Raw genomic sequence first — 12,551 nt, 5'->3', positions numbered from 1 at the left:
CTTAAAAATAATTTTTAAGCCTTTTTTATGATTGTAGTTTACTACTTATTTTTCAGAATTTCGTGGAAAACAGTTTGAGCAGAGAAAATTCTATTTGTTGCTTCATCAATTACGATAGAACGATCAGAATCTAAAACTTCATCAGATACTACCACATTACGACGAACTGGTAAACAGTGCATAAATTTTCCGTTATTTGTTAAATTCATTTTATCCATTGTCACTTCCCAATCTTTATCACCATCATTCGCTTGACCATAATTTTCATAAGAAGACCAGTTTTTTGCGTAGACAAAATCTGCATCTTTCAATGCTTCATCTTGATCATAAGCTATCATTGCTCCATCAGTAAATTTGGAATCTAATTCATATCCTTTCGGTTGTACAACTGTAAAATCTACCCAATCTACTTTAGAAAACCATTGCGCAAAAGAATTCGGAACAGCTTGTGGCAAACGACGTGGATGCGGCGCCCAAGTCATCACAACTTTCACTTTCTTTTCAGGTTTTGTCCCAGGCGTATAACCCGTTTTTTCTGCAATTGTAATTAAATCAGCAAAAGATTGTAATGGATGTAATGTTGCACTTTCCAAAGACACAACAGGAACAGAAGATAATTCTTTTACTTTATTGAACATGATTTCGTTATAATCTTCATCACGATCTACTAATTTCGGAAAAGTACGAACGCCTAAAACATCACAATACGCACTCATTACCTGAATTGCTTCTTTGATATGTTCTTGCGAATCTCCGTTCATCACAGCACCATCAGCCATTTCCAATGTCCAAGAATCTGCTCCAGCATTCAAAACCCAAGCATTTGCTCCAAGATTATAAGCCGCTTTAATAGAACTTAGACGTGTACGTAAACTTGGATTAAAAAAAATTAAACCAACTGTTTTATTTTTACCAACTTCTTGTTGAGCAAAAGGATTTGCTTTAATTTCTAAGGCTGTTTTTAGTAATTCGTCGATGTTTTCTACATCATAAACCGAAGTAAATTGTTTCATAATTGAGAAGAATCTTTTGTTTTATTTGTTCTGCAAAATTAGTTGAAACAATCGAGGTTTAAAGAATTATTTGTATATTTTTGTGAGAATTATATACTAATCTTTTTCAAAAAATAGAATGAAATACTTTATACTTTTCTTCTCTTACTTATTATTAATACAATCTGTTTATCCACAAACAAAGGAATTAGATTCTAAGTATATTAAAAATATAAAATCAACTCTTAGTAATTTCAATTCAAAAGAAGAAAGAAAAGAATATGAAAATTATTTTGAATTTTTAGAACATCGAATTTCTCTTAATTATACTAAAAATAATTACGTATTAGATAATGATTATCAGAAATTTACTCAAAATATTTTTAATCAAATCATTTCTAAAAACGCTGAATTACAAATAAATAAAAATAAATTTTATATCATAAAATCTAATATTCCAAATGCTTCTTCACTTGGTTTTAATGTATATTTTATAGAATCTGGTTTGTTTAATTTGTTAGATAATCAATTTCAATTTGCAGCAGTAATCTGTCATGAGATTGCTCACAATCAATTAAATCACACAAGATTAGCAATAGAACAAGATGCTGAATTTGAGAAAGATTTTAAACGTGAAATTAAGTCAATCAAGCGACAAGATTTTTTAAAATTGATTAAATCTCAAAATGAAGTTATTCAAAAAAAATATGATTTAGCAGAACAATCACGCAAGAAAGAGATTTCTGCTGATAGTTTGGGATACATTTTATATAAAAATCTTAATTATCCTAAAAGCGAATATTTTCATCTTTTAAAGAAAATTGAAGAATTTGATCAAAGCGATAAATTTATACTTGATGATTCTATCTATGCTTATTTATTTGATTTGCCTGAACAAAAATTCAATCCTAAATCGATTAAAATAGAAAAAAACTCATTGTTCGAAGGATTAAATTTTACTGAATATATTGATAAAGATTCTATTCGTACACATCCAAATTTGAAAGATCGATTAGATTGGATTCAGAATAATTTTCAAGAAGATTTTACGAAACAAAATGTAACTCCTTCGGCAGAATTTGAAAATATTAAAGCAAAAGAAATCCAAAATTATTACGAAAATTATATTCACAATAAAGAATATACAACTGCACTTTTGGAGTTGATGTATGAGAAGCAAAATCATTCGAATAGAACATATTTAGACAAATATATTGGAATGATTTTCAGTAAACTATATGAAAGTCGAAAATCGTTGAAGTTTAATAAACATGTTGCTCAAGTTGATGCAAATGATAAAAATATTAATAAGCAAAAGTTACTCAGTTTCTTATGGAGTTTGACTAATGACGAATTTAAAAATATTGGTGAACATTATACAAAAAAAGCAACTAATTAGTTGCTTTTTTCCTTTTATAAATTTAATTTTTCTATTCGAACTGAGCTTTCTTTTTCATCTTTATTATATTCACTAATAAAAATATAACCATATTTAGCTTTACCAAAACGCATACTTGTTTCCTTTGTTTTGAAAGGCATTTTATCTTGAGTTAACACGCCATTTTTAAGTTTATTGATAATTAAATTCCAAACTTTTTTATCATTTTTATCTTGTTCACTATAAAAAAACAAAACTTCGTTTTCAGTTTTATTTTCTTGAGAAAAAAGATAACTATCAAACATTTTTTGTTTCGATTTTTCTAGTACAATATGATTTTTAAAAATCCCATTACTATCAAAATTAGCGATAATATAATCTGTAGATCTAATAACGGTAAAGCTATTATCTCCTTTTTGCTTTTCTAATAAAACCGTAAACGAATTATCATTATAATTAAAAAATTCTTTCAAAGCATAGCGATAACCATCATTATCTCTTAACGTTTTAAAACCAATATCAGAAAATATTTCGCTGTAGTTAATTCTTTTTTCTAACAATTGCTTTCCTACATTATCATAAATTGTTCGTATCAATCCAATAGTTGGTCCAAATCTAGAGAATGGAATCGCATATTCTGAAGATTCTTTTATTTCTCCAATTACAAGTAGTTTATCATTTTGTATTTCCATCTCAGGAAAAACATAAATTCCGTTTCGATTAGTTTTTGAACTATATACAATATTTGATGTATTTTTCCCATCAGCTAAATCATACGTTAACAATCTTTCCACTCCTATTTTATTAAATCCAGAAGATTCGTCATTCTTTTTTTGCAATAAAACTAATTGATCATTTTTAAAAGTTCCTAACTCAAATTTATATCCATCTTTTCTCATCTTTTTATCAATTACATAAGAAAAAGTATTCTCATAATTATCGTTATAAATATTTATACTTTCTAAAAGATTTTCGAAACCAATCTTAAAATCAACATAATAAACTTGATTTTCGTCTTTATATATTTTAAATACATTGGCAGAATACATTGAAGTGTTTAAAAATTTCATCTTATCAAAACTTTCAACTTCAGAAAACAAAGTATAACTACCATTTCTATAAAACATAACATCTTCACTTTTATTTGTTTTCAAATCAAGCTTCATCAAAATATTTCCATATTCTCCAAAACTTTTAGCATGGTATAATTTTGAATTGATATACAATTTTTGCTTCAAAAATTCTATTCCTGTAAAACTATAAATTGACTTTGCAATGTTACGAAGCTCAAAGTCTCCATTCGTAATTTTGTTCAAATTATTGTCTAACAATACATATTCGTATTGAACAAATTTATCTTCTTTTATTAATCCTTTGTTGAAAATGAATGCATATCCAATTACATTTCCATCGTTGTCATTAAGTCGAGAAGATTGCTCTAAAACCCCAGTTGACAATTCTTTCAAATTCTGAACTTGAGCAAAAGAAAAAGTGAGAGTAATAAATGTAAGTAGTACAAATAAAAATTTTTTCATATAGTTTTTAAAATAATTTCTAATAATCTTAAACGTCTAAAACAACGTCAATTCATCTTGCGGACCACGAATATCTAAATCTAAATCATTGTTTAATTTCTTAATAAAATATTTGGCTAACATTGGCGATTCTAACTCTAAATTTTGATGAATAAAGAAATACAATTTCTGCAAACCTTCTGCTTTCCAAAGTTTAATTGTTTCAATCCATTCATCCAAACGCTCGTAATCAGATGGAATATTTGCTCCAACAAAACGCACAAAAGCTTCATTCGAAGTCAATCGCATATGCACCATATCTCTCCTACCCGCCGCATCAACAATGATATTTGAAATGTTATGCTTTTCTAATAACGAAACCAATCGATTAAAATTTTCTTCGTTCGAAAACCAATCTTCATGACGAAGTTCTACAGCTAACGGATAACCTTTCGGAAAATTTTGAATGAAATTTTCTAATTTTTCAAAATCTTTTGGAGCAAAATTTTCGTGCATTTGTAAGAAAATCATTCCTAATTTTTCTTCAAATAACGCAACTGCATCCAAATATTGATTCAATTTATCTGTCACATTTTGCAATCGTCCATAATGACTAATACTTTGTGGAATTTTCGGGAAAAATTTAAAATCTTTTGGAGTTTTATTTACCCAAGTTTCGACATTTTCTTTACTTGGCGAACGATAATATGTCGCATTTAACTCGATACTATTAAATTGCGTTGAATAATAACTCAATTCATCTTTTGTTTTAGGAGGATAAAAATTCTTCAAATCTTTCTTATTCCATTTCGCACAGCCTACATATACTTCGAAATTATCTGATTTAGCAACTTTATTCAACAAATCAATCGTTTCTTTTGGCGTTTTTGGCAATGTAAAATCAACCAATTCTGGGTTTTCTACTTTTCCGAATTTCATCTTTCTAAATTTGAACGAAAATTAAGCAATTATAAGCAGTTCTCATGATCTATTTTACGACAAAATGTCAGAAAAATTTCATTTGGAATATCTTTTGAAATTTACATTCCGTCTACAAATCTCATGATTTAGACTATTTACAAGAAAAACTAATTATTAAAAATAAAAAATACAATAACGATGAATAAAGGAAATATTAATGTTTCGGTAGAGAATATCTTTCCATTAATTAAGAAGTTTTTATACAGCGATCACGAAATCTTTTTGCGTGAGTTGATTTCGAATGCTTCTGACGCAACCCTGAAATTAAAGCATTTAACAAGTATTGGTGATGCAAAAGTAGAATACGGAAATCCAAAAATTGAAGTAAAAATCAATAAAGACGATAATACTTTACATATTATTGACCAAGGTTTGGGAATGACAGCTGATGAAGTTGAAAAATACATCAATCAAGTTGCTTTTTCTGGTGCAGAAGAATTTATTAATCAACACCAAGATGCAGACGGAATTATCGGACATTTTGGTTTAGGTTTTTATTCTGCATTTATGGTTGCGGATAAAGTAGAAATCATTACAAAATCATACAAAGACGAGCCAGCAGTTCATTGGACATGTGATGGTTCTCCTGAATTTACCTTAGAAAATTCTGATAAAACTGAACGTGGAACTGAAATTATTTTACATATTGCTGAAGATTCGAAAGAGTTTTTAGACGAATGGAAAATCCGTGAATTATTGAATAAATACAATAAATTCATGCCAATTCCGATCAAATTTGGAACGAAAAAAGAAACACTTCCTTTACCAGAAGGTGCTGCTGAAGATGCTAAACCAGAGGAAATCGAAGTTGATGATATTATCAATAATACAAATCCGGCTTGGACAAAAGCGCCATCAGAATTGTCTGACGAAGATTATCAAAATTTCTACAGAGAATTGTATCCAATGCAATTCGAAGAACCTTTATTCCATATTCACTTAAATGTTGATTATCCATTTAATTTGACTGGAATTTTATTCTTCCCAAAATTAGGAAACAACATCAATATTGATAAAGATCGTATTCAATTATACCAAAATCAAGTATTTGTAACAGACGAAGTGAAAGGAATTGTTCCTGATTTCTTGATGTTATTACGTGGTGTGATAGATTCTCCAGATATTCCATTGAATGTTTCGCGTTCGTACTTACAAGCTGATGGAGCTGTGAAGAAAATTTCGGCACATATTACGAAAAAAGTGGCGGATAAAATGTCTTCATTAATGAATCAAAATCGTGAAGATTACGAGCAAAAATGGAACGATATTAAAGTTGTAATTGAATATGGAATGATTTCGGAAGATAAATTCTTCGAAAAATCTGACAAATTTGCATTGTATCCAACAGTTGATGGTAAATATTTTACTTGGGATGAATTAAATACTGCGATTAAAGACAATCAAACCAACAAAGACGGAAAATTAGTAATTCTTTATGCGTCTGATGTTGATGGACAAGATCAATACATACAAATTGCGAAAGAAAAAGGTTACGAAGTAATTTTATTAGATTCTCCTATTTCTTCTCACTTGATTCAGAAGTTAGAATCTACAAAAGAAAATGTAACATTTGTTCGTGTTGATGCGGATCATATCAATAATTTGATTGAAAAAGATGAAGTTAAAATTTCCAAATTATCTGATGATGATAAAGAAAAATTGAAAACTGAAATCACAGAATCAATCAACAATAAATCATATACAATTCAATTAGAAGATTTATCTGGAACAGATGCACCTTTCATCATTACGCAATCAGAATTTATGCGTCGTATGAAAGATATGCAAGCTTCTGGCGGAGCTGGGATGTTTGGAATGGGTAATTTCCCTGAAATGTATAATGTTGTTGTGAATGCAAACTCGGATTTAGCAACAGAAATTTTAGCTAAAGATTCGAAAGAAGAAAAAGAAGCGTTGATTAATCAAGCATTAGATCTAGCAAAATTATCGCAAGGTTTGTTAAAAGGTAAAGAATTAACAAATTTTATCAATAGAAGTTTTAAGAACATTAAATAATCTCAGAACACTATATTTTAGTAATCTTAAACTTAAAATCCAGCACATAATGTGCTGGATTTTTTATTTCTAAATAGATTTATTGATGTGTTAAACTTTTAAAATTAATCTGAAATAATTTGCAAAACATGATTTTTGTCATTAATTTTACATCAAGGAATTAATAATTATTCGTTCAGGACTTCAAAATACTTTAGTTGTTTTGAAACAGAACATTAAAATTAATAGTTGTTTTTCCACAAAATAACGAAATTTTTAAGCCGACAGAGAATTTTCATAATAAGGTGAAAATTAATTCAAATCATTATCAAAAATTTCGGGAAGGATTTCAAGAAATTGAAATCCTTTTTTCCCTAGACGTTCTTTTTAAATCGATTTTGCTCATAGTTATTGCATAGGATTAATAGTCTCTCATATATGAGTACATTTCATTTATTATTTACAATAGATATTTGTTCTATTTATAAAAATTCTTTTTTATAATCATTTAAAAAGAACAAGTTACAATGGACTTATTCAGAAGAAAGAATTTGACATTGGGAAGGATTTCAAGAGATTGAAATCCTTTTTTTTTTTGCAATTATTATAACAAAAAAAGAGCGACAAACATGTCGCTCTTTTAATATATATCAGAATGTTATTATTCTTGTGATACAATTTTTGCAGATAAATACTCACGGTTCATACGTGCAATGTTATCTAAAGAAATTCCTTTTGGACATTCGATTTCACAAGCTCCTGTATTTGTACAGTTACCAAAACCTTCTAAATCCATTTGTGCAACCATTTTTTGAGCACGACGAGCAGCTTCTACTTGTCCTTGTGGTAACAATGCGAATTGAGAAACTTTAGCTCCTACGAATAACATTGCAGATCCATTTTTACAAGTTGCAACACAAGCTCCACAACCAATACATGTTGCAGCGTCGAACGCTTCATCTGCATGCATTTTGTTTACTGGAATATTGTTTGCATCTACTGTACGTCCTGATGTATTTACAGAGATGTAACCACCAGCTTGTTGGATACGGTCGAAAGATGAACGGTCTACAATTAAATCTTTGATTACTGGGAATGCAGCAGATCTCCATGGTTCGATGTAAATCGTTTCACCATCTTTGAACATACGCATATGTAATTGACAAGTTGTAACACCTCTATCTGGTCCGTGCGCTTCTCCATTGATGAATAAAGAACACATACCACAAATACCTTCACGACAGTCGTGGTCGAATGCAACTGGCTCTTTTCCTTCCTCTATTAATTGCTCGTTTAATAAATCAAGCATTTCTAAGAAAGAAGAATCAGTAGAAACATCTTTTAAGGAATATGTTTCCATTTTTCCTTGAGCATTAGCGTTTTTTTGACGCCAAATTTTCAGCGTGATGCTGATTGTTTTTGATGATGCCATAATTCTATATGATATTTTGACATTTTGCTTGAAAGTTTGTTATCAAGCAAAATGATTTTATTATTTATAACTACGAGTTTTAAGCTCGATATATTTGTAATTTAATTCCTCTTTGTGTAAAACCTCAGTGTTGATGTCATCACCTTTATATTCCCAAGCGGCAACATAAGTATAATTTGCATCATCACGCATAGCTTCACCTTCTTCTGTTTGGTACTCCTCACGGAAGTGACCACCACAAGACTCATTACGGTTAAGTGCATCAATTGCCATTAACTGTCCTAATTCTAAGAAGTCAGCTACACGTCCAGCTTTTTCTAACTCAGTATTCATTTCGTTAGCATCACCAGGAACTTTTACATCGCGGTAGAATTCTTCACGTAAAGCAGCAATTTCAGCAATCGCTTCTTTTAAACCTTCAGCGTTACGAGCCATACCTACTTTATTCCACATGATGATTCCTAAACGTTTGTGGAAACTATCTACAGTTTTAGTTCCTTTATTGCTTAAGAAATGTTGAATTTGATCTTTAACAGCTTTTTCAGCTTCGTCAAATTCTGGAGTATTTGTAGGAATTTTACCTGTACGAATATCTGCTGATAAATAATCTGCAATTGTATAAGGTAATACGAAATAACCATCAGCTAAACCTTGCATTAAAGCAGAAGCTCCTAAACGGTTAGCTCCGTGATCAGAGAAGTTAGCCTCTCCAGCTACGAAACATCCTGGAATTGTAGATTGTAAGTTGTAATCAACCCAAACACCACCCATTGTATAGTGAATTGCAGGATAGATACGCATTGGATTTTCATATGGATTCTCATCTGTAATTTTCCAATACATTTGGAACAAGTTTCCATATTTCTCCTCGATCCATTTTTTACCTAATTTCTCGATTTCAGCATCTGATGGATTTTGATCTCCGTTTGCGAAAGCAACCTCACGACCTTTTTTCTTAATCTCATCTGTAAAATCTAAGTAAACTCCTTCTCCAGTTTCGTTAGCTTCGATACCATAACCAGCATCACAACGCTCTTTTGCAGCACGAGATGCAACGTCACGAGGAACTAAATTACCGAATGCAGGATAACGTCTTTCTAAGTAGTAATCTCTGTCTTCTTCTTTGATATCAACTGCTTTTTTCTTACCAGCACGGATTGCTTCAGCGTCTTCTTTCTTTTTAGGAACCCAGATACGACCAGAGTTACGTAAAGATTCAGACATTAAAGTCAATTTAGATTGATTTGTTCCGTGGATTGGAATACAAGTTGGGTGAATTTGTACATAACAAGGGTTAGCAAAATAAGCACCTTTTTTGTGAATTTTCCATGCAGAAGTTACGTTAGAACCCATTGCATTAGAAGATAAGAAATATACGTTTCCGTAACCACCAGTAGCAATAACTACTGCGTGAGCAGAATGTCTTTCGATTTCACCTGTAATTAAATTACGAGCGATAATACCACGAGCTTTACCATCTACAAGTACAATGTCTAACATTTCGTGACGATTGTACATTTGGATGTGCCCTAAGTGGATTTGCTGATTCATTGCTGAATAAGCTCCTAATAATAATTGTTGTCCTGTTTGACCTTTCGCATAGAAAGTACGAGATACTTGTACCCCACCAAAAGAACGGTTATCTAATAACCCACCGTAATCACGTGCAAAAGGAACCCCTTGCATTACACATTGGTCGATAATATTACCAGAAACCTCTGCTAAACGATAAACGTTAGACTCACGAGCGCGGTAATCACCACCTTTGATTGTATCGTAAAATAAACGGTAGATAGAGTCGTTATCTCCTTTATAATTTTTAGCAGCATTAATCCCCCCTTGTGCAGCAATAGAGTGCGCACGACGTGGTGAATCTTGGTAACAGAAAGCTTTTACTTTGTATCCTAACTCTGCTAAAGTAGCAGCTGCAGAACCACCAGCTAAACCTGTACCTACAACAATAACATCAATTTTATCACGGTTATTTGGAGCCACTAAGTTTAAGTGTGCTTTGTGTTCGCTCCATTGTTGTGCGATATCTCCTTGTGGAGATTTTGAATCTAATATACTCATTTCTTGATATTATTTAATTATTTAACAAAAAAATGGTAAACAGCGATGATAATGAAACCTGCTGGAATTAAAATTGAATACCATTTCCCGAAAGCAACAATTACTGGAGTGTATTTGTTGTGTCTTGCACCAATAGATTGGAATGCAGATGCAAATCCATGTTGTAAGTGTAATGATAAAAATACAAATGCAACAATGTAAATTACTAATCTTACAAAACTTAAAGCACCTTCTAATGTGAAAACGTGGTTTAAGTGATCCATAAAGTAATTTCCTTGAGCAAACTCAGGATTTGGAGCAATGTAGTGATCAGTAATTGTAGGAACCCAAAAGTCATACAAGTGTAATAATAAGAAAACTAAAATTACAGATCCAGAAACTAACATGTTTCTTGACATCCAAGAAGCATTTGCAGCACCATTATACTTTTGATAAGCAACTGGTCCACGCGCTTTCTTGTTTTGCGCTTCTAATACAAACCCCATTACAAAGTGGTATACAACACCAATTAATAAAATAGGCTGCATTAAATATTGGATAAAAGGGTTATCACTCATGAAAGCCGAAACTTCATTGAACCCATTCGGATTAATAACAGATAATGCATTAATCACGAAATGTTGTAACAAGAACACGATCAAAAATAACGCTGAAAGCGCCATCGCGAACTTCTTACCAATCGACGATTTTAGTAATGATTCATTTGCCATAAAGCAATTCGTTTAATTTTTTAGATATTTCCACAAATTTAATCATCCCGTTGCTCTAATCACAATGAATTATATCATTTCGTTAACAGATTTCGATAGTTTAGAATCATTCTTAGTTAATTAAGACATTTTTAACAAATTTTCTAAATTTTTATTGCTTAATAAATAATTAATTTCTATACTTGCAGTAGAAAAGTAGAACAACTTTTCATAGGTTTAAGTTAGTTAGGTTAATCCTCTTATAGAAATATAAGAGGGTTTTTTATTTTTTAGTTGTAACATTATTCTTTTTTTTACTACAAATAAAGAGCAACAGAATAATAGTTTGAATAATAAAGCAAAAATATTTACCGAATTAGTCGAGAAAAATCAGGGAATTATCCATAAGGTTTGTCGTATATATACAGACGACAAGGATTCTCATGACGATTTATTTCAGGAAATTGTATTGCAATTATGGCGCTCTTACGATTCCTTCAAAGGAGATTCAAAATTTAGTACATGGATGTATCGTGTTAGCTTGAACACAGCGATTACATTAATCAGAAAAAAAACAAAATCGAGTGAAACTGATTTTAATGAAGCTCAATTTTTAAATTTAAAATCAGAAGACAAAGACGAATTTTTAGAGGAACGCATCACACTTTTATATGCTGCAATTAGATTATTAAATGACGTAGAACGTGCATTGGTACTGCTATTTTTAGAAGACTTACCTTACAAAGATATTGCCGAAACTTTAGGAATTTCGGAAGTAAATGCACGCGTTAAGATGAACAGAGTGAAGATAAAATTGAAAGAGATAATGTCTAAAATGGAACAATAATGGAGTTAGATGACTTAAAATCAATTTGGGGTTCCATAAAGGAAGAAGAAAAGTTTGATCAAAATCAAATTTTTCAAATGTTGAAGAAAAAATCGTCAACGACAATAAAATGGTTATTTATATTCACTTTTTGCGAATTTATCCTTTTTCTTGTCTACAATTTATATGTTTTAATTTCAGGAAAAAATTTTTTTAATAACGAAGTCAAAACATTAGTCGAAGAAAAAACGATTAATAATTACGAAATCGCTTCCGTTTTTAGTATTGTGATTACGTTTGGATTTTTGGTAATGGCTTATCGTTATTTCAAGAAAATAGATCTTAATCAATCTGTCGTCGATTTGATGAAAAACATTATTTCATTTCGTCGATTGGTGAACTTGTTTATTCTTTTCACCGTTTTAAGTTTAATTGTTTCCTCTGCCCCATTCTATTACGAATTAGGCCAATCTATTTATTTAGCAAAACATGCCAATGATATACAACCAATTGCGAATAATGCTGCTGTTTATGGTTGGATTGCAATAATAACTGCTGTTGCTTTTATTGTGATTATAGGAACAGTTTATTATGGAATTATTTATTTTTTATTTTTAAGAAAACTTCAACAAAACATGAAAGAGTTGAAAGAAATGAAATAAAATCTTATT

At 30.5% G+C, this 12,551-nt stretch carries 10 protein-coding genes; 4 read left to right on the top strand and 6 right to left on the bottom strand.

Annotated elements, in window-relative coordinates:
* Positions 1–41 precede the first annotated feature (41 nt).
* Positions 42–1,013, bottom strand: coding sequence for an N-acetylornithine carbamoyltransferase (locus tag B2217_RS15605; RefSeq protein WP_291123092.1), 972 nt, complete (start codon positions 1,011–1,013; stop codon positions 42–44).
* A gap of 118 nt (positions 1,014–1,131) precedes the next feature.
* Between B2217_RS15605 and B2217_RS15600 the strand changes: the two genes are divergently transcribed.
* Positions 1,132–2,391, top strand: a complete 1,260-nt coding sequence (locus B2217_RS15600) for a M48 family metalloprotease (protein ID WP_291123087.1) — start codon at positions 1,132–1,134, stop codon at positions 2,389–2,391.
* A gap of 14 nt (positions 2,392–2,405) precedes the next feature.
* On the opposite strand, the gene B2217_RS15595 is transcribed toward B2217_RS15600, so the two are convergent.
* Together B2217_RS15595 and B2217_RS15590 are read right to left on the bottom strand one after the other, a co-directional pair.
* Positions 2,406–3,905 (bottom strand): DUF6770 family protein, encoded by a 1,500-nt coding sequence (locus tag B2217_RS15595; RefSeq protein WP_115001084.1) that lies wholly within the window; start codon positions 3,903–3,905, stop codon positions 2,406–2,408.
* 36 nt (positions 3,906–3,941) lie between these two features.
* Positions 3,942–4,823 (bottom strand): DUF72 domain-containing protein, encoded by an 882-nt coding sequence (locus B2217_RS15590; protein ID WP_291123084.1) that lies wholly within the window; start codon positions 4,821–4,823, stop codon positions 3,942–3,944.
* A 180-nt stretch (positions 4,824–5,003) separates the two neighbouring features.
* On the opposite strand from B2217_RS15590, the gene htpG reads away from it, so the two are divergent.
* The gene (gene htpG, locus B2217_RS15585) at positions 5,004–6,881 is read left to right on the top strand and encodes a molecular chaperone HtpG (RefSeq protein ID WP_291123081.1); all 1,878 of its coding nucleotides are present in this window, start codon (positions 5,004–5,006) and stop codon (positions 6,879–6,881) included.
* Positions 6,882–7,521: 640 nt separating this feature from the next.
* On the opposite strand, the gene B2217_RS15580 is transcribed toward htpG, so the two are convergent.
* Genes B2217_RS15580 through B2217_RS15570 form a run of 3 tightly spaced genes read right to left on the bottom strand, consistent with a single transcriptional unit; the run spans position 7,522 to position 11,075 of the window.
* Entirely contained in the window at positions 7,522–8,292 is a 771-nt protein-coding gene (locus B2217_RS15580) for a succinate dehydrogenase/fumarate reductase iron-sulfur subunit (RefSeq protein WP_038337216.1), read from the bottom strand.
* A 60-nt stretch (positions 8,293–8,352) separates the two neighbouring features.
* Positions 8,353–10,365, bottom strand: coding sequence for a fumarate reductase/succinate dehydrogenase flavoprotein subunit (locus B2217_RS15575; protein ID WP_135836184.1), 2,013 nt, complete (start codon positions 10,363–10,365; stop codon positions 8,353–8,355).
* Between the two features lie 17 nt (positions 10,366–10,382).
* Positions 10,383–11,075: a succinate dehydrogenase cytochrome b subunit gene (locus B2217_RS15570; protein ID WP_038337219.1), complete on the bottom strand. Its 693-nt coding sequence runs from the start codon at positions 11,073–11,075 to the stop codon at positions 10,383–10,385.
* A gap of 325 nt (positions 11,076–11,400) precedes the next feature.
* Here B2217_RS15570 and B2217_RS15565 point away from each other — a divergent pair, with 325 nt between their 5' ends.
* Positions 11,401–11,901, top strand: coding sequence for an RNA polymerase sigma factor (locus tag B2217_RS15565; RefSeq protein WP_180904711.1), 501 nt, complete (start codon positions 11,401–11,403; stop codon positions 11,899–11,901).
* Positions 11,901–12,542, top strand: coding sequence for a hypothetical protein (locus tag B2217_RS15560; RefSeq protein WP_180904712.1), 642 nt, complete (start codon positions 11,901–11,903; stop codon positions 12,540–12,542). Before B2217_RS15565 ends, B2217_RS15560 begins: the two co-directional genes overlap by 1 nt.
* The last annotated feature ends 9 nt before the right edge of the window (positions 12,543–12,551 follow it).

Origin of the sequence: Empedobacter sp. UBA7620 (genome assembly GCF_002484185.1) — a bacterium.
Classification (GTDB): domain Bacteria; phylum Bacteroidota; class Bacteroidia; order Flavobacteriales; family Weeksellaceae; genus Empedobacter; species Empedobacter falsenii_C.
Note: the sequence above shows the minus strand (reverse complement) of the source record. Positions and strands in the feature narration are given on the sequence as shown.